25 protein-coding genes are annotated in these 24,338 nt (G+C 70.1%); 14 read left to right on the forward strand and 11 right to left on the reverse strand.

Going from position 1 to position 24,338, the window contains the following annotated elements; all coding sequences use genetic code 11:
- Positions 1 to 46 precede the first annotated feature (46 nt).
- Positions 47 to 691, forward strand: coding sequence for a TetR family transcriptional regulator (locus AB0O28_RS25245; RefSeq protein ID WP_363644138.1), 645 nt, complete (start codon positions 47 to 49; stop codon positions 689 to 691).
- Between the two features lie 93 nt (positions 692 to 784).
- Here the strand turns inward: AB0O28_RS25245 and AB0O28_RS25250 are convergent, their stop codons facing one another.
- Positions 785 to 1,045, reverse strand: coding sequence for a hypothetical protein (locus AB0O28_RS25250; RefSeq protein ID WP_363644140.1), 261 nt, complete (start codon positions 1,043 to 1,045; stop codon positions 785 to 787).
- 73 nt (positions 1,046 to 1,118) lie between these two features.
- On the opposite strand from AB0O28_RS25250, the gene AB0O28_RS25255 reads away from it, so the two are divergent.
- Complete coding sequence (locus AB0O28_RS25255) at positions 1,119 to 1,409, forward strand: hypothetical protein (protein ID WP_363644141.1); 291 nt, start codon at positions 1,119 to 1,121, stop codon at positions 1,407 to 1,409.
- Between the two features lie 116 nt (positions 1,410 to 1,525).
- On the opposite strand, the gene AB0O28_RS25260 is transcribed toward AB0O28_RS25255, so the two are convergent.
- Positions 1,526 to 2,437 (reverse strand): aldo/keto reductase, encoded by a 912-nt coding sequence (locus AB0O28_RS25260; RefSeq protein WP_363644143.1) that lies wholly within the window; start codon positions 2,435 to 2,437, stop codon positions 1,526 to 1,528.
- Between the two features lie 45 nt (positions 2,438 to 2,482).
- Complete coding sequence (locus AB0O28_RS25265) at positions 2,483 to 4,180, reverse strand: pentapeptide repeat-containing protein (RefSeq protein WP_363644145.1); 1,698 nt, start codon at positions 4,178 to 4,180, stop codon at positions 2,483 to 2,485.
- Positions 4,181 to 4,351: 171 nt separating this feature from the next.
- Between AB0O28_RS25265 and AB0O28_RS25270 the strand changes: the two genes are divergently transcribed.
- Positions 4,352 to 4,744, forward strand: a complete 393-nt coding sequence (locus tag AB0O28_RS25270; protein WP_363644147.1) for a MerR family transcriptional regulator — start codon at positions 4,352 to 4,354, stop codon at positions 4,742 to 4,744.
- Between the two features lie 54 nt (positions 4,745 to 4,798).
- On the opposite strand, the gene AB0O28_RS25275 is transcribed toward AB0O28_RS25270, so the two are convergent.
- Entirely contained in the window at positions 4,799 to 6,703 is a 1,905-nt protein-coding gene (locus AB0O28_RS25275; RefSeq protein WP_363644149.1) for an ABC transporter ATP-binding protein, read from the reverse strand.
- Between the two features lie 230 nt (positions 6,704 to 6,933).
- On the opposite strand from AB0O28_RS25275, the gene AB0O28_RS25280 reads away from it, so the two are divergent.
- The 3 genes from AB0O28_RS25280 to AB0O28_RS25290 all read left to right on the forward strand — a co-directional run bounded on the left by AB0O28_RS25280 (position 6,934) and on the right by AB0O28_RS25290 (position 10,076).
- Positions 6,934 to 8,220, forward strand: a complete 1,287-nt coding sequence (locus tag AB0O28_RS25280; protein ID WP_363644151.1) for an ABC transporter substrate-binding protein — start codon at positions 6,934 to 6,936, stop codon at positions 8,218 to 8,220.
- A gap of 81 nt (positions 8,221 to 8,301) precedes the next feature.
- Positions 8,302 to 9,186 carry a sugar ABC transporter permease gene (locus AB0O28_RS25285; RefSeq protein WP_363644153.1) on the forward strand — a complete coding sequence of 295 codons (885 nt, stop codon included), beginning with the start codon at positions 8,302 to 8,304 and terminating at the stop codon, positions 9,184 to 9,186.
- Positions 9,183 to 10,076, forward strand: coding sequence for a carbohydrate ABC transporter permease (locus AB0O28_RS25290; RefSeq protein WP_363644155.1), 894 nt, complete (start codon positions 9,183 to 9,185; stop codon positions 10,074 to 10,076). The genes AB0O28_RS25285 and AB0O28_RS25290 overlap by 4 nt, the downstream gene beginning before the upstream one ends.
- Before the next feature lie 17 nt (positions 10,077 to 10,093).
- Here AB0O28_RS25290 and AB0O28_RS25295 read toward each other — a convergent pair whose 3' ends face one another.
- On the reverse strand, positions 10,094 to 11,089 hold the full coding sequence (locus tag AB0O28_RS25295; RefSeq protein ID WP_363644157.1) for a winged helix-turn-helix domain-containing protein: 996 nt from the start codon (positions 11,087 to 11,089) through the stop codon (positions 10,094 to 10,096).
- Between the two features lie 79 nt (positions 11,090 to 11,168).
- Here AB0O28_RS25295 and AB0O28_RS25300 point away from each other — a divergent pair, with 79 nt between their 5' ends.
- Positions 11,169 to 12,464 (forward strand): MFS transporter, encoded by a 1,296-nt coding sequence (locus tag AB0O28_RS25300; RefSeq protein WP_363644159.1) that lies wholly within the window; start codon positions 11,169 to 11,171, stop codon positions 12,462 to 12,464.
- Here the strand turns inward: AB0O28_RS25300 and AB0O28_RS25305 are convergent.
- Positions 12,394 to 13,443: a LacI family DNA-binding transcriptional regulator gene (locus tag AB0O28_RS25305; RefSeq protein ID WP_363644161.1), complete on the reverse strand. Its 1,050-nt coding sequence runs from the start codon at positions 13,441 to 13,443 to the stop codon at positions 12,394 to 12,396. The two genes, AB0O28_RS25300 and AB0O28_RS25305, sit on opposite strands and share 71 nt — an antisense overlap.
- A gap of 101 nt (positions 13,444 to 13,544) precedes the next feature.
- The gene (locus AB0O28_RS25310) at positions 13,545 to 14,351 is read right to left on the reverse strand and encodes an IclR family transcriptional regulator (protein WP_363644163.1); all 807 of its coding nucleotides are present in this window, start codon (positions 14,349 to 14,351) and stop codon (positions 13,545 to 13,547) included.
- Positions 14,352 to 14,482: 131 nt separating this feature from the next.
- On the opposite strand from AB0O28_RS25310, the gene AB0O28_RS25315 reads away from it, so the two are divergent.
- Positions 14,483 to 15,706: an MFS transporter gene (locus AB0O28_RS25315; protein ID WP_363644165.1), complete on the forward strand. Its 1,224-nt coding sequence runs from the start codon at positions 14,483 to 14,485 to the stop codon at positions 15,704 to 15,706.
- Positions 15,707 to 15,725: 19 nt separating this feature from the next.
- Here AB0O28_RS25315 and AB0O28_RS25320 read toward each other — a convergent pair whose 3' ends face one another.
- The 4 genes from AB0O28_RS25320 to AB0O28_RS25335 form a co-directional block, all read right to left on the reverse strand.
- On the reverse strand, positions 15,726 to 16,355 hold the full coding sequence (locus AB0O28_RS25320; RefSeq protein ID WP_363644167.1) for a Uma2 family endonuclease: 630 nt from the start codon (positions 16,353 to 16,355) through the stop codon (positions 15,726 to 15,728).
- A gap of 50 nt (positions 16,356 to 16,405) precedes the next feature.
- The gene (locus AB0O28_RS25325) at positions 16,406 to 17,035 is read right to left on the reverse strand and encodes a cysteine dioxygenase family protein (RefSeq protein WP_363644169.1); all 630 of its coding nucleotides are present in this window, start codon (positions 17,033 to 17,035) and stop codon (positions 16,406 to 16,408) included.
- Positions 17,032 to 17,931 (reverse strand): amidohydrolase, encoded by a 900-nt coding sequence (locus AB0O28_RS25330; RefSeq protein WP_363644171.1) that lies wholly within the window; start codon positions 17,929 to 17,931, stop codon positions 17,032 to 17,034. The genes AB0O28_RS25325 and AB0O28_RS25330 overlap by 4 nt, the downstream gene beginning before the upstream one ends.
- Positions 17,932 to 18,035: 104 nt before the next feature.
- Positions 18,036 to 18,410: a phage holin family protein gene (locus tag AB0O28_RS25335; protein ID WP_363644173.1), complete on the reverse strand. Its 375-nt coding sequence runs from the start codon at positions 18,408 to 18,410 to the stop codon at positions 18,036 to 18,038.
- Positions 18,411 to 18,593: 183 nt separating this feature from the next.
- On the opposite strand from AB0O28_RS25335, the gene AB0O28_RS25340 reads away from it, so the two are divergent.
- The 6 genes from AB0O28_RS25340 to AB0O28_RS25365 all read left to right on the forward strand — a co-directional run.
- Positions 18,594 to 18,869 carry a hypothetical protein gene (locus AB0O28_RS25340; RefSeq protein ID WP_363644175.1) on the forward strand — a complete coding sequence of 92 codons (276 nt, stop codon included), beginning with the start codon at positions 18,594 to 18,596 and terminating at the stop codon, positions 18,867 to 18,869.
- A 52-nt stretch (positions 18,870 to 18,921) separates the two neighbouring features.
- A complete protein-coding gene (locus AB0O28_RS25345) occupies positions 18,922 to 19,626 on the forward strand; it encodes a response regulator transcription factor (RefSeq protein ID WP_363644177.1) in 705 nt (234 codons plus the stop codon).
- A complete protein-coding gene (locus AB0O28_RS25350) occupies positions 19,623 to 20,687 on the forward strand; it encodes a HAMP domain-containing sensor histidine kinase (RefSeq protein WP_363644179.1) in 1,065 nt (354 codons plus the stop codon). The genes AB0O28_RS25345 and AB0O28_RS25350 overlap by 4 nt, the downstream gene beginning before the upstream one ends.
- A 4-nt stretch (positions 20,688 to 20,691) precedes the next feature.
- Positions 20,692 to 21,078: an OsmC family protein gene (locus AB0O28_RS25355; RefSeq protein WP_363644181.1), complete on the forward strand. Its 387-nt coding sequence runs from the start codon at positions 20,692 to 20,694 to the stop codon at positions 21,076 to 21,078.
- A 1,352-nt stretch (positions 21,079 to 22,430) separates the two neighbouring features.
- On the forward strand, positions 22,431 to 22,658 hold the full coding sequence (locus AB0O28_RS25360) for an MbtH family protein (RefSeq protein ID WP_363644183.1): 228 nt from the start codon (positions 22,431 to 22,433) through the stop codon (positions 22,656 to 22,658).
- A gap of 200 nt (positions 22,659 to 22,858) precedes the next feature.
- On the forward strand, positions 22,859 to 24,338 hold a 1,480-nt coding region (locus AB0O28_RS25365; RefSeq protein WP_363644185.1), incomplete at its 3' end, for a condensation domain-containing protein.

Raw genomic sequence — 24,338 nt, forward strand, 5'->3', positions numbered from 1 at the left:
AACTCATGTTAACTCGATTGTCGGGGAAGCGGGAGAGAATGGCGGAATGACCACAGGGGGAGCGTTGCGCCGGCGGCCCGCACAGCGGCGCAGCCAGGAGCGGGTCGAGCGCATGCTGGACGAGTGCGCCCGGCTGCTCGACGAGGTGGGGTACGCCGCCCTGACCACCAAGGAGGTCGCCCGCCGGGCCGAGGTGCCGATCGGCACCTTCTATCAGTTCTTCACCGACAAGCAGAGCCTGGTCCGCGCGCTCGCGCTGCGGAACCTGGAGGCGTACCTGGACCGGATCTCCTCCCGGCTGGCCGCCGCGCCGCCATCGGACTGGACCGACGCCGTGGACCTCGTCATCGACGAGTTCGTCCTGATGAAGCGGACCACGCCGGGCTTCGGCGTGGTGGACTTCGGCGAGGTGTACGCCGCTCCCGGCGGCCCCGCCCTGCCCGGCACCCAGCGGATGCTCGACGAGGCGCTGGAGAACAACGTGATCGTGGCCGACCGGCTGCGCTCGCTCGTCGTGGAGTTGCTCGGCGTCGCGCCGGGCGAGGGCATGTCACGCGCCTTCGTGGTCGCCGTCGAGGCCGCCGACGCCGTGCTCAAACTGGCCTTCCGCGCCCACCCCGAGGGTGACCCCGACCTCATCGCCGAATGCAAACGCCTCGTCCGCCGCTACCTTTCGGACCACTTGGCCTAGGCATGCGAAAGCCGGGCCACCACCTGCGGAGGTCGACCCGGCTCCACTTCGTGAGCCCGAGTGGGCCACGCACGTCCGATCGAACAGCCGGGCTCAGAGGTCGTCGTTCAGGAGGGCGTCCGCGGACTGGACCGTGGCGGCGGCGCGGATCCACCCGTCCAGCCGATCGAGGTCGCGACACTTTCTGATCTTGTCGTTGAGCTCGTCGGGCACCTCGATGCCGCGGGCGGCCAGCACGGTCAGGATCGCCTCGGTCTTGGCCTCGGTCATGCCCTTGGCCTGGCCCTCGGCCATGCCCTTGGCGATGTTCTCGCGGGCCCAGTCGCTGAGGTACTCGTAACTCTCTGTCTTCATGTGCCTGTCCAAGTGATCCCAGATCTCTCGGGGGAGCGCCGCACGCACCATGTCAGCGTTACATACCCCCCTGGTGACGGTCGAGATTGTGCAGCGCGGCGAACAGCGCGTTGAGAATATCGGGGCCCTGCGGCGTGGCCGCGTGGTGAATCACCGACAGCATCGCCAGTTCGATGTCGTCGGCCGCTGGCCGGGGTCGGTGATGACGGGGACTTCGTCGGGGCCCGCGACCAGCGGCGTCAGCACCAGCCCCGGGTGGCCGAGCTCGATCGGACGGGAGCACCAACGCGCGATGGCCGCCTCCGGGCAGATCACCAGCAGTATGACCGGGCATTCGAGGCGGCTGCGCAGAATATCAATGTGACTCTGAGTACATTATGTGGCGCGAGCGCAGAGGCAAGCGAACGGGCGAGGCCGGTGACTGTGGGAGACGAGCCCGGCGGCGGAAGCTACGCGCCACCGCCGCCGGGATGCCGTAGGTCAGGCGGGGGCGTCGAGACGGGCGACCAGCTCGTCGTCGAGCTTGATGTCCACAAGGAGCTCTTCGAGCTGGGCCATCGAGCTGACGCCGACGATCGGGATGATGCCCTGCGCCCGCAGCCAGGCCAGCACGACCTGGTTGCGCGTCGCGCCGAGCTCGCCGGCCACCTCGTCCAGCACCGCCAGCCGCCTCGTGGTGCCCGGGTGGTCGTAGTACTCGGGTAGCGGCTTGCTGGTGTACGCGCCCGCCAGCAGCGAGGAGTAGACCCACAGCGTCAGGTCGCCCTCGGAACGCACGTAGTCCAGCATCTCGTCGGAGACCTGAGTGTGACCGCCTTCGGGCAGGTGCACCCAGGGCCGGGGGCGGAGGTAGGAGTGGCGCAGCTGGACGTGGCTGTAGCGGGTGCCGCCGCGCGCCGCCGCCAGCGACCGGGCGCGCTCCAGCCGCCACGTCGCGTGGTTGCTCGCGCCGACCTCCTTGGCCTTACCGGCGAGCACCAGTTCGTCGAAGGCGGCGACCGTCTCCTCCAGCGGCGTCGACCTGTCGTCGATGTGGGCCCAGTAGACGTCGACGTGATCGGTGCCGAGACGGCGCAGGCTGCCCTCGATCGCGGCCCGGACCACACCCGCCGACAGGCCCTCCGCGGCGTCGAGCGTACGGGCGCCGGGCACGGACGGGCGGGCGCCGCACTTGGTGCTGATCACCAGCTTGTCCCGGTTACGCCGGGAGGTGAGCCACCGGCCGATGGTGGCCTCGCTTTCGTCGCCGGTCGCGCCGTCCATCCAGAACGGATAGTTGTTGGCCGTGTCGAGCATCGTTCCGCCGCCTTCGACGAAGCGGTCGAGAATGGCGAACGAGGTCGCCTCGTCCACGGTGGTCCCGAAGGGGATCGTTCCCAGAGCGATTCTCATGCCGACCACCTTGCCGCCTGGAGCGCACTCCAGCACAAGCGGCCGTCATCGGCGGTGTGTCAGGGCCGCGCGGCCGCGTGCCACGATGGTCTCCACGTCCTTCAGATCGTCCATGTCGTGGGCCGTCGCCAGCGCCTCCTTCGCCGCGTCGTAGGCGTCCAGGACCGCGTTCCAGTCGACGCCGCCGGTTCTGTCCGTCAGGTTGTCGATCTCCTCGCCCAGCCGTGTCACGTTCTCCTCCTGAACGGCCTTGGCGTCTTCGAACCGGACCGCTCTGGCGGCGGCCTGCTCCCTGGCGGCTCTCCTCCGCCGCGCCCTGGCCGTGACCAGGCCGGCGGCGATGAAGAGAACGACGGACCCGACGATGCCGAAGAAGATCAGCCAACCGGCGGACATCCGGCTGGAGGACCCCGCCAGGTCGATGTCCTCGGCGAAGTCCTGCTGAAGCCCGGTGACCTCGGCGTCCTCGAACGTCGCGCCCCGCAGTTGCGCGGAGGACACGTCGGCGTCGGTCAAGGTGGCCTTGCGGAAGATCGCGTCCCGATACTTGCCGCTGCGGAGATACGCCCGATCCAACCTGGCGCCGGTGAAGTCGGCCTGGTCGGCCGTGGTGCTGATCAGCTCCGCATCGCGAAGGTCGGCGCCGAGCAGCTTCGCCTGCGTCAGGTTGGCGCTGCCGAGGGCCGCGCCCGACAGGTCCGCCCGCGACAGGTTCGCCCCCACGAGGTCGGCGCTGCCGAGCTTGGCCCGCCGCAGCCGTGCACCGCGCAGGTCCGCGCCCTTCGCCGAGCGAAGACTCGCCCCGACGGCGGAGACGTCGCGGAGGATCGCGCGGTTCAGCTTGGTCCCGGTCAGGTCGACGCCGTCCAGTTTGGCGCCGGTCAGATCGGCGCAGCTCAGATCGTCGGGGAAGTCCGTGACCAGGGTCAGGTCCCGTTCCCGGTAGTCCTGGCCGCTGCCGGGCTCGCACGACGGATCGGGCGCGGGCAGGAACCTGGGCACGCCCGTGCTCCCGGCCAGGCGGGCGTCCCTGACGTCACGCAGGTCGGCCCCGGCGAGGTCGGCTCCTGTGAAGTCCGCGCCGGTCATCACCGACTCGTACAGTTGCGCGCCGCTGAGATCCGCCTGCCGGAGCACGGTCCTGACCAGGGTGGCGCCGTAGAGTCTGGCCTTCGCGGCCTTGACCCGGCTGAGGTCGGCCCGGCGCATGTCCGCGCCGTAGGCGAAGGCGTCGGTCAGATCGACGCCGACCAGCTTCGCGTCGTCGAACTGCGCGCCGTACGTCTTGGCCCGCGTCATCGTGGCCCCGCTGAGGTCGGCCCCCTCGAAGTGCGCGTAGTACGGCGCGGAGTCGTCCATAATCGCCCGGCGCAGGTCGCTGCCGCGCAGGTCGGCGTAGTACAGCTCGGCCTCGGAAAGGTCGGCCTCGCGGAGTCTGGCCCCGGTCATCTGGGCGTACCCGAGGTGGGCCCCCTTGAGCGAGGCCCCGGTCAGATCGGCCCCGATGAGCACGCTCCGCACGGTCAGGCCGTCCAGTTTGGCGCCGCGGAGGTCCGCACAGGACAGGTCGGCGGGCAGGGGCGACCGGGTGAGGTCCCTGCCGGCGAGATGCGGGCCGCTGCCGGGGCGGCACGGGAGGCGGTCGCCCGGCGTCGCGGCGCCGGCCGGGGTCATCGGGATCGACAGCACGATCGCGGCGGAGAGGGTCACCACACCGGCGACTGAGCGGGGGAAGCCGGGCATTTCTGTCTCACTGTCTATATAAGGGACGCCGCCCAGACGCTCTTTTGGAAGCGCGGGCAGATCGTACGTGTCAGGACCCGTTATAAGGCGGCGAGTTGCGCCCCGCTTGCGAGACACCTACAGCTCGTCAGTGCGCCTGTGCCTGAGATCCGATGTGACAGGATCAATGGCGTGGCCGTGTACACACCTGGACAAGTCGTCGAGGAGACCGGGTTCAGCCTCGACACCCTGCGGTACTACGAACGGATCGGGCTGCTGGAGCCGGTCGGCCGTAACGCGGCGGGCCAGCGTCGGTTCACAGAGGACGACGTGAGCTGGCTCGGCATGGTCCGCTGCCTGCGGGACACCGGCATGCCGATCGCGGAGATGCTGCGCTTCGCCCAGCTCGTACGGCAGGGCGAGCACACCATCGAGGCCCGGATCGCCCTGCTGGAAGAGCACGACCGGAAGGTCGAGGCCCAGATCGCCGACCTGCGCCAGAAGCAGGGGGCGATCCAGCGGAAGATCCAGTACTACAAGGACGTGCGCACCATGCACGACATGCTCCCCGAGCAGGCCTCCTGACGGGTCGAGTGCAAGATCAAGGACCGTGAGTGCCGAGGTGGGCACGCCTGGCGTTCAGGTCGTCCGGTATGCCTCCGCCTGGAGGTTGTAGAGCTCGGCGTAGACGCCGTCGAGGGCGATCAGCTCGTCGTGCGTGCCGTGCTCACGGACCTTTCCGTGGTCGAGCACGTAGATGCGGTCGGCGTAACGGACGCTGGCGAGGCGATGGGTGATGAGCAGCACGGTCCGGCCGTCGGCGTGTCGCCGGATCCGCTCGAACAACGCGTGCTCGGCCCTGGCGTCGAGCGCCGCCGTGGGCTCGTCGCAGATCAGCAACGGCGCGTCCCGGTAGAACCCGCGGGCCACCGCGATTCGCTGCCACTGCCCGCCCGACAGCTCGTGGCCGTTCTTGAACCGGCGGTCGAGCAGCGTGCGGTAGCCGTACGGGAGCTCGGCGATGACCTGGTCGGCGCCGGCGACCTCGGCGGCGCGGGCCACCTCGTCCTCGCCCTTCTCCATGCCCATCGTGATGTTGTGGCGGGCGGTCAGCGGCCAGCGAGTGTGGTCCTGGGCGATGACCGCGATCCTGCGGCGGAGGCTGCCGGGGTCGACCTCGGCCAGGTCGACGTCGTCCCACAGGACGCGGCCTCCGTCCGGCTCGTACAGCCCGGCGAGGATCTTGGAGAGGGTGGTCTTGCCCGACCCGTTCTCCCCGACGAGGGCCACGACCTCGCCGCGCTCGATGCGAACCGACACCCCGCGCAGGGCCGGGGCCGGCGCGGAGGGGTAGGTGAAGGTGACGTCCTCGACCGTGATGCGGCCGAACCCGTCGGGGGCCTGTCGTTCCCGGGCGGCCGGGATGCGGGCCTCGGCGTGCGCGACGAAGTCCAGGAAGTCGGTGAAGTAGAGACCCTCCTCGTAGAGATGGTTCGTCGCGAACATCACATTGGCCAGTGACGTCTGGCCGGAGCGGATGGCCAGCACCGCGGTGCCGGCCACCGCGAGCGGCACGGCACCCGCCGCGAGCAGCAGGCCGAGCGCGACGTAGACCACGCCCTGCCCCAGGCCGCTGAGCGCCTCGCCGAGGACGCGGGCGACCGTCTGCCGCCGCGCGAGGTCGAGCATGACCCGCTGCTCGCTCCGGGCCACCGCGTCGAACATCCGCAGCAGGAAGCCGCGCATGGTGAACGTGCGGACTTCGGCCGCGGTGTCCTTGTCGGCGAGCAACTCCTCGATGATCCATTTGCGGCGCCGGGCCGGGACGAGCACGAGAGACGTCGTGTAGCGCATCCTGGCCGCCCGCACGGCCGCCCAGGCGTCGGGGACGACCGCGAGCAGGAGCAGCGGCAGCAGCACGGGGTGCAGCACGCCCAGCACGCCCGCCGCGGCCACGATGCCGACCAGGCCCGTCAACGTGTCGATGGTCGTGCTCACGACCGCCTCGGCCATCTGCATGCCGCGCATGCGGGCCCGCTGCAGCGCGTCGTGAAACTCGGGATCGTCGAAGCAGACGAGCTCGACCCGGCTGGTCAGCGTGTAAAGACGCTCCTCGGTGATTCGGCTGACCTGGGGTTCGAGCCGGGACTGCGCCCAGTTCGCCCCGGCCTGCAGGGCCGTGCGCGCGGTGGCGGCCAGGCCCACCAGCAGCAGGCTGGGCAGCGCGGCCCGGACCCGATCGGGGGTGGGCCCCGCCTGGAACAGCGCGGTCAGCACGCCCGTGGTGGCGAGCAGGCCGAAAGCGGTGAAGACGCCGCCGAGCATGCTCAGCGTGACCGTGGCCACGGTGTCGCGGGGGCTCGCCTCCCAGGCGATGCCCAGTGCCTGCCGGACCAGCCGGGGCAGCCGTCGCGCGACCGTGAGGAAGCCCAGCCCCGCCATCGTGCCGTAGTGTCGCGCCCATTGCGGAGATTCGACGTCCGCCATGTCCGGCAGGTCGTCCTCCGACAGGTGATCAGGTCCCCCCTGCTGTGTGACCGTCATGCCAGCAGTGTGAGCGCGTGTGCCGACAATTTCCCGGAGGCGTGTCGCGGCGCTTCTTTTGACGCGCGCCCTTAACAGGTGGCCAGGGTCGGTATGCAGAGACGTTATCGGCCCAAACTTGACGACATGCCGGTGGAAGTGGGTTGATGGGGCCAGTCTGACAACGTTGTCAGTCACATCTGTCTTCGGGGGCCCGAAATCCTCCTGAGATGCCTGAAGGGAATGTTGCGATGAGACGACGGTTTATGGCGGCCGTCGCGGTCTCTGTTGCAGGTCTGCTCACTCTTTCCGCCTGCGGTGGCGGTGACAAGAAGGAGAGCGGAGGCGGTCAGGCCGCGCAGAAGAAGGTCGAGGTCTTCTCGTGGTGGACGGGCCCCGGCGAGGCCGACGGTCTCAAGGCGATGCGTGAGATCTTCGCCAAGCAGAACCCGGACTTCGAGTTCTTCGACGCCGCGGTCGCGGGCGGCTCGGGCGACCAGGCCCGCGCGCTGCTGTCGAGCAAGCTGCAGGCCAACCAGCCCCCGGACACCTTCCAGGGCCACGCCGGAGCCGAGCTCCAGGGCTACATCAAGAGCGGCAAGCTGGAGGCGCTGAACTTCCTGTACGACGAGCTGAAGCTCAAGGAAGTCTTCCCGCAGCAGCTCATCGACCAGATCTCGGTGCAGGGCCAGCTGTACTCCGTGCCGGTGAACATCCACCGGTCGAACGTCCTGTGGTTCAACCCCTCGGTCCTGAAGAAGGCCGGCATCGACGGCGCGCCGAAGACCGTCGAGGAGTTCGTCACCGACCTCGAGAAGGTCAAGAAGACCGGGAAGATCCCGCTGTCGATCGGCTCGCAGTGGACCCTGGTGCACCTGCTCGAGTCCGTGCTGCTCGGCTCGCTCGGCACCGACGCCTACAACGCCCTGTGGACGGCCAACGCCGACTGGTCCAACGCCAATGTGACCAAGGCGCTGGAGAACTTCAAGACCATCCTGTCGTACGCGGGCAGCCCGCAGGACGACTGGCAGCCGGCGGCCAAGCAGGTCGCCGACGGCGAGGCGGCCTTCAACATCATGGGCGACTGGGCCTACGGCTACTTCCACAACCCGCCGGAGGGCGGCCTCGGCAAGGAGTCGCACAAGGACTTCGACTGGGCCGCGTCGCCGGGCACGGACGGCACCTTCATGTGGCTGTCGGACAGCTTCACGCTGCCGAAGGGCGCACCCAACCGCGACGGTGCGATCGCGTGGCTGAAGGTGGCCGCCAGCAAGGAGGGCCAGGACGCGTTCAACCCGCTGAAGGGCTCGATCCCGGCCCGCAAGGACGCCGACCAGTCCCTCTACAAGGACTACCTGTCCTGGGACCTGGAGCAGTGGGCGAGCGACAAGCTGGCCGGCTCGATCCAGCACGGCGTGGTCGCCAACGACCAGTGGCGTCAGGCGATCACCGACGCGGTCGGCCTGTTCCAGCAGGACAAGGACGTCGCCAAGTTGCAGCAGGCGCTGGTCGCGGCGGCCAAGAACAGCGGCCAGTGAGCTGATCTCCTCGTACGGCCCACGCTGGGTCCACAACGGCGTGGGCCGTACTTGATCCTCTGAGAGGTACAAGTGACGCGGGTGCGCAGATGGCTGCCCGGGCTACTCCTGGTGTCGCCGTCGATCATCCTCATCGCGGTCTTCGTGTACGGCCTGCTGGGCTGGAACTTCAAGCTCGCCATGACCGACAAGCACGACGAGATCGCGGAGATCCCCGGCAACTTCGTCGGGCTGGAGAACTTCACCTCCATCTGGAGCGAGGAGCGCTGGGGCCTGTCGGTCCGGCACGCGATCGTCTTCACCGTGGTCTTCGTCGGCGGCGCGCTCGTCCTCGGCTGGCTCCTGGCCTTCCTGATGGAGAAGGGCATCCGGGCGGAGAGCGGCTTCCGCGCCGTCTACCTGTTCCCGATGGCCATCTCCTTCATCGCCACCGGCGTGGTCTGGCGATGGCTGATGAACAGCGCGACGGGTGATCAGGCGGTCGGGCTCAACCGGCTCTTCCACTATGTGGGGCTCGACTTCCTGCAGTGGCAGTGGTTCCGCGATCCCGGATGGGGCATGGCCGCCATGGCGATCCCGGCGATCTGGCAGATGTCCGGATACATCATGGCGCTGTTCCTCGCCGGATTCCGGGGCGTGCCCGAGGAACTGCGCGAGGCCGCCCGGGTGGACGGCTGCAGTGAGTGGGGGGTCTACCGGCACGTGGTGCTGCCGATGCTGCGCCCGGTGACGCTGTCCGCTCTGATCATCCTCGGCCACATCTCGCTGAAGGTCTTCGACCTCGTCGTCGCGGTGTCGGGCAAGCAGATCATCACCGACGTGCCCGCGACCTTCATGTGGACGGCGGTCTACGACTCCCACGACCCGGCGAAGGGCGCGACGATCGCGTCCTACATCGTGCTGTCCGTCGCCGTCTTCGTCGTGCCCTACCTGATCTGGGACGCCCGTAAGGGGAAGCGTTCATGACCGCGCACGTCGCCGAGAAGGCCCCGGCCGCCGCGCTCGCCGCCCCGGGCCGCGGGCGGGGCAGGGCCGCCGCGTGGGTGCGGCTCGTCCTGCTGCTGTTGTTCGTCCTGGTCTTCCTGATCCCGGTCTACGTCCTGCTGGTCACGAGCTTCAAGCCGCTCAGCGAGGCCGACCCCACGCAGGCGTGGAACCTCCCGAAGGTGTGGACGACCGAGGCGTGGAGCGTCGCCTGGGAGAAGCTCGAGCCCGGCATCGTCAACAGCTTCCTGCTCGCGATCCCCGGGTCGCTGATCTCCGCCGCCCTCGGATCGCTGAACGGGTACGTGCTGTCCAAATGGCGCTTTCCCGGCGCCGGCGTGCTGTTCACGCTGTTCCTGTTCGGCATGTTCATCCCGTACCAGGGCGTGATGATCCCGCTGGTGCAGCTCATGGTGGACGTGGGCGACACGCTCGGTGTGCAGTTGTACGGCGGCATCCCCGGCCTGGTTCTCGCCCACGTGGTGTACGGCATCCCGATCTGCACGCTGATCTTCCGCAACTACTACGTCACGATCCCCGACGAGCTGATCGAGGCGTCCCGCGTCGACGGCGCGGGGATGCTGCGGACGCTCTGGTCGATCGTGCTGCCGGTCTCCGGCCCGGCGTTCGCCGTGGTGATCATCTGGCAATTCACCTCGATGTGGAACGACTTCCTCTTCGCGGTCTTCCTCACCGGGCCGAGCTCGTGGCCGACGACGGTCATGCTCAACAACATCGCGGGCGCGGTGACGACGCCGTACAGCCAGCAGATGGCGGCGGCGATCCTGGCGTCCATTCCCACGATGGTCGTCTATGTGCTGCTCGGCAGGTTCTTCATGCGCGGTCTCATGGCGGGCGCCCTCAAGGGCTGAATCTCAAGGGCTGATTCTCAGGGGTCGAGGCGGCCGGTCACCAGCGCGTCCCCGAGAGGGGTGCGCCGGTAGAGGACCTGCCGCCCGACCCGGGTGCCGGCGACCAGCCCGGCCGCGCGCAGGGCGGTCAGGTGGCCGCCGGCCGTGCCGAGCGCCAGCCCGAGGCGGGCGGCGAGCTGCGTGGTGGTCGCCGGGGTCTCCAGCTCGGCCAGGATCCGGGCCCGGGACCTGCCGACCAGCCCGGCGAGCGCCGCCGCGCCGCCCGCCCGCGGGTGCGCCGCCGCCACCCCGCGCGCCGGATACACCAGCGCGTACGGCCACGCCTCGTCGAGGTAGGCGATGACCTGGCGGACGAAGAGGCTGGGCAGGAACAGCAGGCCGCGGCCGCCGAGCCGGTGCCGCTCTTCCCGGTCGCGGGTGGCCGCCACCTCGATGTGGGCCGACGCCGGCCGCCAGCGGACCCGCGGGCCGAGGTCGTCGAGCGCCGCCGCCCAGCCGTACGTCGCCAGCCGCCCGGCCCGCTGGATCACGTCGCGCTCCAGGATCGCGTGGAAGCGGGGCCACTGCGGCGCGACCAGCTCGGTCCAGGTGCGTTCGAGCCCGTCGGCCAGCAGCGCGACCACGTCGTCGTCCTCCAGGACCTCCATGATCCCGGCGGGTGGGGTTGGCCGCCCGTCCAGCGTCATCGCGATCTCGGCCCGCGCCCGCTCCAGGGGCGTGGCCCGCATCGCCGCGATCTCCTCGGCGAAGGCGACGTTGACCCCGGTGGGCGGCGGCGCGATGAAGTCGGCGTTGTAGGCCCCCTGCCGGAACAGCGCGACCATCGCCCGCGCTCCCGGGCTGCCGGTAAGCAGCCGGGCGAACCGGGGGCGTGCCGTCGCGGCCCAGGACACGAGCGGGCCCGCCTGCGTCCGCCCGGACAGCACCCACATCGTGTGCATGGTCTCGTTCAGCGGGGAGATCGCGAAACGGCTGGCGGCGATGTCCTGCGGGCTCACCTCGATGCGGTACACACACTCACCCTTCGGCCATTGCCGAAACGTTAGCGCGGCCGGAGGCGGTGCGCCGAGCATGGGCGCCGGGAGGTGGGCCGTGACCGTGGCCGCGAACCAGGAAAGATCGACGTTCCGGGCGTGCTTCGCCGTCGCGGAGTTCCGTGTGCTGTTCGGGAGCCAGCTCCTGCTGGTCCTGGGCGACACGGTGAAGATGCTCGCGTTCTCCGTGCTGGTCTTCGCGCGGACGGGATCGCCGGGGCTGGCCGCACTGGCGTACATGATCGGGTTCCTGCCGCAGGTGGCGGGCGGGATGCTCCTGCTGTCGCTCGCCGACCGGTGGCGTCCGCGCGCTCTCATGGTCGCGGGCGACCTGCTGCGCGTGGCCACGTGCCTCGTGCTGGGCTTGGGGGACCTGCCCATCGGGGTCATGCTCGCGCTGGTGTTCGCGGCGGGCGTGCCCACGCCGCTGTTCTCGGCCGCGCGCGCCGCCGTGCTGCCCGACGTGCTGGCGGGAGACGCGTACGTGCTCGGCCGCGCCGTGTTCACCACGACCTCGGCGGGTGCGCAGGTCGCCGGGCTGGCCGTCGGCGGAGGTCTGCTCGCGGTGACCGGCCCGCACAGGGCGCTGCTGATCACCGCGGCGCTCTCGCTGGTCAGCGCGGCGCTGACCAGGCTCGGGCTGCGTGACCGCCCGGCGCGTTCCGCACGGTCCGGCCTCGGTCATCGGGCCGGGGCCGTACGGACGACGCTGCGGGTCAACCGGGCGCTGCTGGCCGACCGTGCCGTCCGGGGGCTGCTGCTGGCCGGGTGGCTGCCGCCGATGCTCTCGGTCGGCGCGGAGGCCGTCTACGTGCCGTACCTCACGGGTGAGGGATCGGCGTGGGGCGCGGGGGTCGTGCTGGCCGCCGCTGCGGCGGGCATGGGCGCGGGGGAGTTCGCCGTCGGCCGGTTCGCCGCGCCCGCCGCGCGTGAACGGCTGGCCATCCCGCTGGCGCTCCTGCTGGGTGTGCCGCTGCTCGGGTTCGCCGCCCGCCCGGGGGTCGTCGCGGCGGCGGCGCTGGCCGCCCTGGCGGCGGCGGGTCTCGCCTACAACCTGGGGCTCCAGCGGCGGTTCCTCGACCAGGTTCCCGAGGCCGCGCGCGGGCAGGCGTTCGGCCTGCAGACCTCAGGCCTGATGACGGCACAGGCGCTGGGCGCCGCCGCCGCGGGCGCCCTCGCCGAACTCGTGCCCGCCCATCTCGCCATCGCGCTGTCGGGCTGCGGCGTGATCGCCGTCGTGCTCGCGCTGCGAAGTGATCTGCGCGGCGACCTGCCCGGGAGGGTCAGCCCGCCGTACGGTTCCGCTGGGGCAGGGGAGAGCGTTCGCCCGAGCCCCGCGGAACCAGCCGCGTAGCCAGTTCGATCCTGCTGATCGGCCCGTCGTCCCCGGACAGGCGAATGAACAGCAGGTCGGCTGCCGTACGGCCGAGCCGGGCGGGATCTTGCGCCACAACGGTGATGCCCAGCAGGTCGGCCAGTTCGAAGTCGTCGAACCCCACCAGGGCGAGGCCGCCCGCGGCGCCCGCGTCGGCGGCGTCGGTGAGCGATGCCAGCGCCCGCAGGGTCTCCACGGTGGTGCGGCCGTTTCCGGTCAGCACCGCGGTCGGGGGGTCGAACGCGGTGAGCAGCCGGGTCAGGTCGGCCCGCATCCGCGCCGGGTCCGGCGGCCCCATGGCCACCAGGCCCTCGTCGTACGGCAGGCCGGCGGCGGCCAGCGCCTGCCGGTAGCCGCGCAGTCGTTCCGAGGCGGTGAAGATATCGGGGGAGTCGCCGAGGAAGGCGATGCGGCGGTGGCCGTGCGCGATCAGGTGGGCGGTTCCCATCCTGGCGCCGCCCGCGTTGTCGCACAGGACGGTGTCCGCCTCGCATCCCGCCCCGGGCGGCCGGTCGGCGAAGACCGCCCTGATCCCGGCCGCGAACTCGGGCGCCAGGTAGTCGTGGTCACTCCCGGCGGGCACGATGATCAGCCCGTCCACACGGCGGGCGCAGAAGGCGAGCACGAGGTCGCGCTCGCGGGCCGAGTCCTCCCGGGACGACCCCGTGAACAGCAGGTAGCCGTGGTGCAGCGCGGCGTCCTCCACGGCCCGGCTGAGGCTGGAGTAGAAGGCGTCGGCGACGTCCTCGATGACCAGGCCGATGCTCGCCGTACGGCCCCGCCGCAGGATGCGCGCGCTGTCGTTGCGGCGGTAGCCGAGCCGTTCGATGGCCGCCTGCACGCGGCTCGCGGTCGCGGCGTTGACGCCGGGTTCGTTGTTGACGACGCGGGAGACGGTTTTGAGCGCCACACCGGCCGCGGCGGCCACGTCGTTCATGGTCGGACGGCCGCGTCTCATCTCTCCCACGCTGAGATCATCCCCCATTCCACGACAATAGACAACGTTGTCAGTTCCATGGTGAGGGATGGTCGCTTCAGTGGAGACGTGGGGGTGCCTGCTCAAGGGCGGCCCGCGCCTCCGGTGACGGGCAGAGCGCGGCCCGCGCCTCCGGTGGCACGGAGGTCGGCCTCGATCCTGGCGGCGGTGGCGAGCAGCGGGGGAAGCAGGTCGCGACGGGCCGACTCCACGGTGGTGCGGCTGGCGTGCGAGGAGATGTTGACCGCCGCCGCCACCCGGCCGTCGCGGTCCCTGATCGGTGCCGCGATCGACCGCAGTCCCTCCTCCAGCTCTTGGTCCACCATCGCCCAGCCCTGGGACCGTACGCGGTCGAGCGCGGTGCGCAGGGCGACCGGCGAGGTGGTCGTGTGCGGGGTCAGCCGCTCCAGGACGGCCCGGGCGAGGTAGGCGTCGAGGTCCTCCGGGGGGAGCCCCGCGAGCAGCACCCGGCCCATGGAGGTGCAGTACGCCGGGAAGCGGGTGCCGATCGCTATCGTCACGCGCATGATCCGGGCCGTCGGCACGCGGGCCACGTAGACGATGTCGGTGTCGTCCAGCACGGAGACCGACGCCGACTCGTGCACCTCGGCGGCGAGCCGTTCCAGGTGCGGCAGCGCGACCTCGGGCAGGGAGAGGCTCGAAAGGTAGGCGTAGCCCAGCTCCAGCACCCGGGGCGACAGGGAGAACAGACGCCCGTCGGTCCGCACGTAACCCAGCTCGGCCAGCGTCAGCAGGAATCTGCGCGCCGCGGCGCGGGTGAGACCGGTCTTGCGGGCCACCTCGCTCAGCGTCAGCTCCGGGCTCGCCGCGTCGAACGCCCGGATCACGGCCAGACCCCGGGCCAGCGACTGGACGTGCTCCTCCGCCATGACCACCCACCTCCCGACCGAACCTTAGTGCCCCTCCCGTCGATCTTTGCCCCGTCGCGTCGCCCAGAGCACCTCGCCGCGTTGCCCCATCCACGGGCGGGCGCGCGACACCGGCCGGTAGGGTTTGGCGAATGATGAGGGGGATCACGGACAATCGGGGGAAGCTGCTGCTGGTGGGCGGGTTCGTCCTGGCGGCGCTCAACCTGAGGCCCGCTCTCGCGGGCGTGTCACCGCTCCTCCCGGCCATCATGCGGGACCTCGGCCTCAGCCCTGCCGGGGGCGGCGCCATCACCACGGTGATGGTGGCGTGCCTCGGCCTGCTCGCCCCGGTCGCGCCCGTGCTGGCCACCCGGATCGGGCTGGACCGCACGCTGCTGGCCGGCCTGCTCGTCCTGGCCGCCGGTGTCGCGCTGCGCAGCGCGGACGGCGTGCCCGCGCTGTACTGCGGCGCCGCCCTGGCGGGCACGGCCATCGCCGTCATGAATGTCGTCATGCCGGGCCTCGTCAAGCAGCACTTCCCCGGCAGGATCGGGCTCTTCACCGGCCTTTACGTCTCGGTCATGGTCAGTGGGGCCGCCATCGCCTCGGCGGCGATGGTCCCGCTGGCGGGGCAGGTCGGCTGGCGGGCGGCGGCGGGGTCGCCGGCCCTGCTCGCGCTGCTGGCGGCGGTCCTGTGGGGGATGGCGCTCAGGAGACCGGCCACGCAGGACCCGGCGATGCCGGTCACGGGGCGAAGTCGCCGTTCCCGGCCCGGTGACCCCGGCCACCGGCCGTACGCGGCCCTGCTCCGCACGCCGGCGACGTGGGCGGTCATGGCGTTCATGGGCCTGCAGTCGCTGACCTTCTACGTCCTGCTGGCCTGGCTGCCGACCGTGTTCCAGGCCGCCGGCCTGCCCGCCGACGAGGCGGGATATCTGCTGGGCCTGACGAACCTCGTGCAGATCGTCGCGGCGCTGGCCGTCCCCCTGCACGCGGGCAGGGCCCGGTCTCAGGTGCCACACGTGGTGGTGGCCGTGCTGCTGACCGTCGCCGGATATCTGGGGGTGCTGCTCGCGCCCACCACCACGCCGTGGCTGTGGATGATCGTCCTCGGGCTCGGTCAGGGCGCGTCGATCGCGCTCGCCCTGCTGATCATCACGCTGCGGGCGCCCGATCCGGCCTCGGTGACCGCGCTGTCGGCGGTCGCCCAGTCGAGCGGCTACGTGCTGGCCGCGGTCGGGCCGCTCGCGTTCGGCCTGCTCCACGAGCTGTCCGACGGCTGGACCGTGCCCCTGCTCGCCGGGCTGGGGGCCTGCGCGCTCCAACTGGCGTCGGGTGTCCTCGCCGCCCGCCCGGCGCCGGGTCAGCCGGGATAGACAGGGTCAGCCGGGATAGTCAGCGCGGCAGCCGTACGAGATCGATGTCGATGGGAAAGGGGGCGTCCACCGCGAGACGGGTGTGGTGGACGCCGGTCACCTGGTATCCGGCGCCGTCGGCGTCGAGTTCGAAGGAGTAGACGAACGGCCGGCAGTCGCTGCTCTCCACCCGCCAGAAGTGGGGGATGCCGGCCGCCGCGTAGTGCCGCGGCCGCACGTCGCGGTCCGTGACGCCCGCGTCGGGGCCGACGACCTCGATGACCAGCCGCACCTCTTCGGCGAGATAGCAGATCCTCTCGTCGTCGGCGGCGGCGAGGTCGTCCACCAGCGAGACGTCGGGACGGGCGCGCCGCTCCGGCCCCAGCAGGACGTCCATCCGGCTCACCGCCACCAGGTCGCCCGGGACCTGCGCGTTCAGGGCCGTGCGCAGGCCGTAGGTCACACGTTCGTGGAACCGCGTCTGGGGGCCCGTGGGGATGAGGGCGGCGGGGTGATCGGCGTCGGGATGGTCGGCGTCGGGGTGGTCGGCGCGGTCCTCGCCGTCCCGCCGCTCGCCGGCGGCGGGACGGAGCCGGGAAAGCCGATCGGAGGCGCCTCCGGCCCCGCCTCCCGCACGGGGCTGGAGCCAGTCATCGAGCACGCTGGTCATGAGATCAGCCTAGCGTCACCCAGCGTGATGGCCGAACTACTCGAATCGTTTTAAGCGGGGTCGACCGGGCGCAATTCGTCCGCGTACCCGACCGAAAGACGGCGCATGGTCCCGTCCTCAGTGATGGAGTACTGCCCCATGCGCCACAGCGGCGGCGAGTACGCGTGGATCGAGACCGAGCCTGGCGCCTCGCCGGTCAGCCGGTGGATGTGGTCGGGCCCGAACGAGAACGCCTCACCCTCCACGACCGACGTCTCCAGGTGGGCGCCTCCGATGCGCGGGTTGCACTCCTTCAGCTCGCCGGCCACCACCTTCACCGCACCCGAGGAGACGTCGTGGTCGTGCCAACCGGTGTCGTCCCCGGGGCGCCAGCACAGCAGCCACACGTCCACGTACGCGTCGCGGTGCAGCGAGACGTAGTGGCGGCCCCCGTCCTGCGTGCCGTCGAAGTTGAGGTGGTGACGCCACAGGCCGGGCCGCGTGGCCAGGTCCTCCACGAGGGCGAGCAGCTCGCGCCGGTCGAGGGCGCGGGCGGGCAGGCCGCCGAAGGGAGCCGGGTCGGTCAAGGAGGCCGGGTCGGTCAAGGAGGCCGGGTCGGTCAAGGAGGCCGGGTCGGCTGAAGAGGTCAGGTCGGTTGAGGAGGCACAGAGCGCGCCTTCCTGGATCGTGGGCGTGCTCATTGGTGCGACTCCTTCCGGGACAGCAGGCGGCCGGGATTGGCCACGCGGACGGCGTGATCGATGGCTCGTTGTGCGGGGTCGCCGGGGTCGGGCCACACCGACTCGGCGTACGGCTGGTCGCTTCCGGCGACGAGGACGTCGATTCCGAGTTCGCGGATCACCGCGTCGGCGGCCCGGGGGCCGTAGGACGACGTCTCCAGGAACAGGCCGGGGTCCACCAGGCCGCGCCCGGCGGCGCCCCGGCTCAACTGGCGCTCCCTGTGCAGCGGGGCCAGCCCGGCCAGCAGCGCGAAGCACACCTTCAGACGGGGATGCCGGGGCCGGCCGAACGCCTCGAAGGCGTACCAGGCCGCGTGCATCTGCTGCACGTACGGCACGACGGCGGCCCACCACGCCGGGCCCGCCGCCGCGGCGGGGCCCGGGTGGACGAACAGCGGCAGGCCGCGGTCCTCCAGCACGTCGAGCAGCGGGGCGGCCAGGGCCAGCCCCCGGGCGTCCCCGAGCGCGGTCGCCGGAAGCTGCAGTCCGGCCAGCCCGTGATCGAGAGTGCGCGCGAGCCGTACGGGATCGGGGTCGGTCACCGGGGCGGCGGCCCAGGCGCCGAACGGCGCGGGCAGCGCGCTCGCGTCGGCGTGGTAGGCGTCGATGAGCGGCCACGCCTCCTCCGGCGGCAGGTGCTCGATCCCGAGTGGACTCGACAGGGAGACGAGGGCGAGGTCGAGGTGGGCGTTGCGCTTGCGCCGGATCTCCACGTCGTGGTCGGCCGGATCCGCGTCGTACGGCGGCTCGCCGTCGAGGACGAGCGTCCACCCGTCCAGGTGAGGCGGGCGGGTGCGCCGGCGGAGCGCGTCGACGAGCGACGGCGTCCACAGGTGCTGATGCACGTCCACACGCATCGTCCGCCCCTTCCGGGAAGCAGGAAGCCCTAATTCCCTACTAACAATACATGCTTTCAACCCGGGTGCGACCCCGGAGCGCGCATGACGCGCCCCGGGATCACTCAGTCGTCGTCTCCGAGGATCATGTTGAGGAGCCAGCTGATCACGCCGACGACGATGGCGCCCCAGAAGGCGGCCATGAACCCGTCGACGTGGAAGGGGAGGTTGAGCTGCTCGGCGAGCCAGCTCGTGAGCAGCAGCAGGGCGGCGTTCACCACCAGGGCGAACAACCCGAGCGTGAGCACGTAGAACGCGCAGCCGATCGTCTTGATGACCGGCTTGATGACCGCGTTCACGAGGCCGAAGATCAGCGCGACCGCGAGGAGGGTGCCGATCTGCTTGGCGGTGGAACCGGCGCTGACGGTGATGCCGTCCACCAGCTTGGTGGACGCCCACAGGGCCGCGGCCACCACGATGATCTTGAGTATGACCTTCACTTCTAGGATCCTTCCACGGGACGGCAAAGAGCGCGCGGTTCCCGGACGGCCGAGATGAGCGGGCCCGAACCGGCGGCAGTGGAGGAGCGGCAAACAAGCCGTTCGCTTTCGGCGGTCTTTTCCCCGCCTCGGGGGTATAAGGGGCAAACCCGGGGGAAACTCACGAGTTGGGGGTGAGATCGAATGGACGTGAAAGAGCTCGAGTCGCTCCCCGCGAAGGAGCTGCACGACCGCGCCGTGCGCTACGCCGTACGGCACGGCGACCTGGGATTCCTGTGGGATCTGCTGAAGGTCATCCCGGCGGCCGAGGCCGCCAGCGGCAACAGCGACGAGACCGCGAACGACCTCAGCAGGGTCTCGGCGCTGCTCAGCGATGCGATCGGGGCGGGCCAGGGCGAGCTCGGCGACGCGCTCCGGCCCGTCTACGTCGACTATCTGTCCAAACACCCCGACGCCTGAACGCGCGGAGCGCGCTCAGCAACCTCTCATCTCCGCACGCCACAATGGCGGCGTGGTCAAGACACAGGTGCTCGTCGTCGACGACGAACCCGAGGTACGCGACGCGATCGCGCGGGCACTGCGCGTCGAGGGGTACGGCGTGGCGACCGCCGGCGACGGTCTGGACGCCCTCGACGTCATCGACGGCGCGGCGCCCGATCTCGTGGTGCTCGACGTGCTCATGCCGGGCATGGACGGCATCGAGGTCTGCCGGGCGTTGCGCGGCGACGGCAACCGCCTGCCGGTGCTCATGCTGACGGCACTGGACGGCATCACCGACAAGGTGGCGGGCCTCGACGCGGGCGCCGACGACTACCTGGTGAAGCCGTTCGCGCTCGAGGAGCTGTTCGCCCGGGTCCGTGCCCTGTTACGGCGCGCCGCGCCGCCTCCAGAAGCCGGCTTCGCCGACCTGGTCCTGCTGCCCGACAGCAGGCAGGCCCGGCGCGGCAGGCGGCTCATCGATCTGACCAGGACCGAGTACGCCCTGCTGGACCTGCTGATCCGCAACGGCGGCCAGGTGCTGACCAGGCAGGTCATCCTCGAGCGGATCTGGGGCTACGGCTTCCGGCCCGGGTCGAACCCCCTAGAGGTCTACATCGGTTACCTGCGCAAGAAGACCGAGTCGGCGGGCGAGCCGCGGCTGATCCACACCGTCCACGGCCTCGGGTACGCGCTCAGGGAGCCCACGGCTTCCCCCACCGCCGGGGAGGAGCGGTGAAGCTGCGCTGGCGGCTCGCGATGGCCTCCGCGCTGGCCGCCGCGGTGAGTGTGATCGTCGTGATCGTGGCCGCCTACGTCATCACCTGCCGCCGGGTGGAGTGGGCGATGAACCACTACGGGACGTACGAGAGGTACGGCGATCGGCCCCCCAACGGCGTGCTGGCCGCCCTCTCCGACGTGGAGGACCTGGGCTGGCCCTTCGTCGCCGTGGCGCTCGGCGGCCTGGTGCTGTCGGGCGCCCTGGGCTGGCTGGCCGCCCGCGCCGCGCTGCGGCCGGTCAACGCGCTCAAGGACGCCGCCGGCCGGGTCGCCACGACCCGGGACCTGACCACCCGGATCGAGGTGGCGGGCGACGACGAGCTGAGCAGCCTGGCACGGAGCTTCAACGCGATGCTCGACGCGCTGGAACGCTCCGCGAAGTCGCAAAAGCGCCTCGTCGCCGACGCCTCCCACGAGCTGCGCACCCCGCTCACCGCCCTGCGGACCAACGTCGAACTGCTGATGCGCGGCGACCTGCCGCAGGAGGTCCACGACGAGGTGAGCCGGGCCGTGGTGAGCGGCCTGGAGGAGCTCACGGCGCTCGTCTCCGACGTGGTGGAGCTGGCCCGCGACGAGGAGCCCGCCGTGCTCGTGGAGAGCGTGCGCCTCGACGAGCTGGTGGAGCGGGAGGTCGCCCGGGCGGCCAGGCACTGGCCGTCGACGGCGTACTCCCTTTCGGTCGAGCCCGCGGTGGTGCGAGGCGTGCCCGACCGGCTCGCGCGGGCCGTCGCCAACCTGCTCGACAACGCGGCCAAGTACAGCCCCGCCGGCGGCCTGGTCGAGGTGTCATTGCGGGGCGGTGTGCTGACGGTGCGCGACCACGGCCCCGGCATCTCGCAGGCCGACCTGCCGCACGTCTTCGACCGCTTCTACCGCGCGCCCTCCGCGCGGGCCCTCCCTGGATCGGGGCTGGGCCTGGCCATCGTCGGCCAGGTCGTGGACAGCCACGGCGGCAGTGTGTCGGCCGCGTCCGCTCCCGGCGGAGGCACACTCGTGCGGCTGGCGTTGCCAGTAGGGTGAGGTCATGGGCTCTGTACGCGTCGAGCGGACCGAGGACGGGTTCGTCGCCCGCAACGAACGCGGCGCCGAGATCGCGATGGGCGCCGGTGACGGCCTGTTCAGCCCGGTGGAGCTGCTGCTGGCCGCCGTCGGCGGGTGCAACGTCATGACCGTCGAGCCGCTGACCGCCAAGCGCGGTCACCGGCTCCTCCGGCTGGCCGTCGAGGTCTCCGCCGAGAAGGAGAGCCCGACCCTGCTGCGCTCGGTCACGGTGACGTACGACGTGGAGTTGCCCCCGGAGGACTCCGGCGAGGTGTTCGAGGCCGTCGCCGAGCGGGTCCACGAGCGTCACTGCACGGTGAGCCGGTCGCTGCAGAAGGGCACCGAGGTCAGGCTGGATCTCGGGCGGTAGCACGGGCGGAGTGGGGCCCGTTCGGATGTAGGCCGGAAATCAACCTGCCTTGACGACTTCATGACAGGGCCCCTTGTAGTGTTGAAGCAGGTCCTCAGGAGAGGCCGACAGACCTTCTTGATAAAGGACGCGGATGGGGGAACCGCGTCCGGAAAGCGGGGGACCCGCCGGTGCCTTTGGGGAGGGCATTCCTGGCGGAACCGCTTTGATCCGGAGCCGGGCAGTTGGGGGACTGCCCGGCTCCGGCATTTCCAGGGTCCTGTACCCGTTCTCCCCGTTCTGTTCTCCTCCTGTCCTGCTCTTCCGGTCCGGCGGGTCCCGCCGGGGGCAAGCAGACGGCCCGGAGACTTGGTGCGGACGACGCGCTTCTCGGGGCCGCGTCCCCGTCGGCGGCGGATGCCGTCACCGTGCTCCGGCCGATCGCGACCGGCGTGATCGAGGACGCCTGCCGACGACAGACCGCCGGAAGATTCGGATCTCGCCGGGGCAGGCTCGGGCCTGGCCGGGACCGAAGCGGTGTGTGAACTCGGGGCGTTGACGCCGACGGTCATCTCGACGCTTACCGACGTTGCCGCCTCGCCCGACAACGCGAATCGCGTAATTCCGATAACGAAGCACCGTTGAGCTGGTGAGATGCGGTAAGTGCACCGAGGCGCCCGTCTCTCCAAGCGCATGACTCGACAGCCGGCGCGTGGGTCGGACGTTCAATCCGCTCAACCAGATGATCGGGAGCAGGTCTTGATTTTTGGTCTCACCCCTGGGCAGAATCCATGTTAAGGGATGGAGGCGCTCCTAGAGAAACGGCGGCCTCCTGGATTCGGTCTTCGTCCGGCTCGGCGCTCCGGCGAAGCTGAATTATTCGGAACGCCGGCCCGGCCGCTCCAGTCGTCGAGGACGGGCTATCTCCGACTAACTGCGTAATCGGCATAAAGGATCGCGGAAACGTGCACCGTCCATTTTGCATCCAGTCTGACACACACAAAGGCGACGGCAGTAGGCGTACCGGGCGGATCATGTTAGGCTGACAAACATGGTTCGCTGGGATAGCGCGCCGCCGGGCAGGGACGCGGGAATTCTGCCTGACAGCACAAATCGGCGGCCGAGTATCGACCAAACCGGGGGTTCGTCCACAGCATCATTCCGGCGTGGTGCAGTGCCTACCGCAGGGTGCCGGGCTACGTGTCCGCACCTGCTGCCCGGAGGGCGCGGCGCATCCCCGGCAGTCCTTTCGCCGGCGCCCCTCCCATGGAACCGCCTCTTCTGAGATCCGACGGTTGGATCGCATAGCAGGTGGCTCGGTTTTTCTGGGCCCTCTATGGTGGCCCGAACAATCATTACCCCGGAGGCGAACCATGTCCGGCCTTTTCGAGGATGTTGATTCACGCTATTTTGTCCTGGTCAACAGTGAAGAACAGTACTCGCTCTGGCCGTCATCCCTAGAGGTCCCGGATGGCTGGACCGTCACGTATGGTGCCGCGATCAGGGAGGAGTGCCTGGAGTTCGTTGAAGAGCAGTGGGTCGACATGCGTCCTCGGAGCCTGCGTGATGCCATGTCGGCCTCGGATAATGTCTCGACGTGATGACGTGACCGAGTGAAACAACCTCCGGTACGTGCGCGCCCAAGTTCCATGCGTATTCCAGCTCGGGTGTAATGCTGGTCCAGGCTCGACTGCCGACGTCTCACGCCGGCGAGGCAATCACGTCCGATGCTGCGGCGCATGACGATTGAAGGAGAAAATTCATTTTTCCGTTGTCGTTTGCTCAGCGTCGCCTGTGGTTCATGTGGCAGCTTGAGGGGCCGAGCGCGATTTATAACGAGCCGGTGCTGCTGCGATTATCGGGGGAGCTCGACGCGGAGGCTCTGCAGGCGGCGCTTGGTGATCTCGTGGCGCGCCATGAGAGCCTGCGGACGGTGTTCCCGTCGGTGAGCGGGGAGCCTTATCAGCGGGTTCTGCCGGCCGGTGAGGTGAGGGTCCTTGTAGAGCACGTCGAGGTGGCGCCGGGGGAGGCGGGCGCCCTGGCGGCCAAGGCAGCGCGTCACGCGTTCGATCTGGCGCAGGAGATTCCTCTCAGAGCACATCTGTACCGCACTGCTCCTGACGAGCATGTGCTGCTTCTGCTGATGCATCACATCGCCGGTGACGGATGGTCACTGGGTCCGATGCGCCGTGATCTGGCGGAGGCATACAACGCCCGGCTGGGTGGAGCGGCTCCGCGGTGGGCGCCGCTGCCGGTTCAGTACTCTGACTACACTCTGTGGCAGCGCGAGCTGCTGGGCGACAGGGGTGACGCCGGCAGCGTCGGGGCGCAGCAGTTCGAGTACTGGCGTGCGCAGCTTGCCGGTCTTCCTGAGGAGCTTCCGCTGCCGACGGACCGGCCGCGTCCGGCGGTGGCCAGCCATGCCGGGGGCATTCACGAATTCCGTCTCTCCGCGGACCTGCATGTGCGTCTGGCGCATCTGGCGAATGAGAGCCGGTCGACCATGTTCATGGTGATGCAGGCGGCTTTTGCCGCACTGCTGACCCGGCTGGGCGGCGGCACGGACATCCCGCTCGGGTCCGTGATCGCCGGTCGTACCGACGAGGCCCTGGAAGATCTGATCGGTTTCTTCGTCAACACTCTTGTACTGCGGACCGATACCTCTGGAGACCCGACTTTCCGCCAACTGCTGGAGCGTGTCCGGTCCACCGATCTGGAGGCCTACGCCAACCAGGACATCCCCTTCGAGCGGCTGGTCGAGGAGCTCAATCCGACCCGCACCACGGCCCGTCATCCCCTCTGCCAAGTCATGTTCACGTTCCAGAACGGCGAAGAGGAGCATCCCGGCTTCGACAATCTCCGCACCACCTGGCAGGACCTCGTTACTGGTACAACGAAGTTCGACCTCGAACTGAGTATGGCCGAGATTTTCACGTCGGACCGGCAGCCGGCCGGTATCAGCGCCCACATCCAGTACAGCTCGGATCTTTTCGATCACCCGACGGTGGTGGCTGTCGCGGAGCGGCTGGTTCGTTTTCTGGAGGGGGTCGCCGCCGGTCCGGATCTGGCGATCAGCCGGATTGACGTCCTTGCTCCCGCGGAGCGTGAGCTGCTGTTGCGGGTGTGGAACGACACCGCGGTTGTTCGTGCGGATGAGTTGACGGTGCATGAGCTGGTGGAGCGGCAGGCGGGGCGGACGCCGGATGCGGTTGCGGTGGTGTGTGGGGAGAGCCGGCTGACGTATCGGGTGTTGAACGGCCGGGCTAATCAGCTGGCTCGTC

This window comes from Microbispora sp. NPDC088329 (genome assembly GCF_040685655.1).
Lineage (GTDB): Bacteria > Actinomycetota > Actinomycetes > Streptosporangiales > Streptosporangiaceae > Microbispora.

Excerpts from the sequence above, each read along its gene's own strand:
- AB0O28_RS25265 (WP_363644145.1), bottom strand. The coding sequence starts at position 4,180 with ATGCCCGGCTTCCCCCGCTCAGTCGCCGGTGTGGTGACCCTCTCCGCC.
- AB0O28_RS25330 (WP_363644171.1), bottom strand. The coding sequence starts at position 17,931 with ATGCGTGTGGACGTGCATCAGCACCTGTGGACGCCGTCGCTCGTCGAC.
- AB0O28_RS25245 (WP_363644138.1), top strand. The coding sequence starts at position 47 with ATGACCACAGGGGGAGCGTTGCGCCGGCGGCCCGCACAGCGGCGCAGC.
- AB0O28_RS25340 (WP_363644175.1), top strand. The coding sequence starts at position 18,594 with ATGGACGTGAAAGAGCTCGAGTCGCTCCCCGCGAAGGAGCTGCACGAC.
- AB0O28_RS25320 (WP_363644167.1), bottom strand. The coding sequence starts at position 16,355 with ATGACCAGCGTGCTCGATGACTGGCTCCAGCCCCGTGCGGGAGGCGGG.
- AB0O28_RS25275 (WP_363644149.1), bottom strand. The coding sequence starts at position 6,703 with ATGACGGTCACACAGCAGGGGGGACCTGATCACCTGTCGGAGGACGAC.
- AB0O28_RS25290 (WP_363644155.1), top strand. The coding sequence starts at position 9,183 with ATGACCGCGCACGTCGCCGAGAAGGCCCCGGCCGCCGCGCTCGCCGCC.
- AB0O28_RS25310 (WP_363644163.1), bottom strand. The coding sequence starts at position 14,351 with ATGGCGGAGGAGCACGTCCAGTCGCTGGCCCGGGGTCTGGCCGTGATC.
- AB0O28_RS25355 (WP_363644181.1), top strand. The coding sequence starts at position 20,692 with ATGGGCTCTGTACGCGTCGAGCGGACCGAGGACGGGTTCGTCGCCCGC.
- AB0O28_RS25315 (WP_363644165.1), top strand. The coding sequence starts at position 14,483 with ATGATGAGGGGGATCACGGACAATCGGGGGAAGCTGCTGCTGGTGGGC.
- AB0O28_RS25360 (WP_363644183.1), top strand. The coding sequence starts at position 22,431 with ATGTCCGGCCTTTTCGAGGATGTTGATTCACGCTATTTTGTCCTGGTC.
- AB0O28_RS25325 (WP_363644169.1), bottom strand. The coding sequence starts at position 17,035 with ATGAGCACGCCCACGATCCAGGAAGGCGCGCTCTGTGCCTCCTCAACC.
- AB0O28_RS25260 (WP_363644143.1), bottom strand. The coding sequence starts at position 2,437 with ATGAGAATCGCTCTGGGAACGATCCCCTTCGGGACCACCGTGGACGAG.
- AB0O28_RS25305 (WP_363644161.1), bottom strand. The coding sequence starts at position 13,443 with ATGAGACGCGGCCGTCCGACCATGAACGACGTGGCCGCCGCGGCCGGT.
- AB0O28_RS25280 (WP_363644151.1), top strand. The coding sequence starts at position 6,934 with ATGAGACGACGGTTTATGGCGGCCGTCGCGGTCTCTGTTGCAGGTCTG.
- AB0O28_RS25250 (WP_363644140.1), bottom strand. The coding sequence starts at position 1,045 with ATGAAGACAGAGAGTTACGAGTACCTCAGCGACTGGGCCCGCGAGAAC.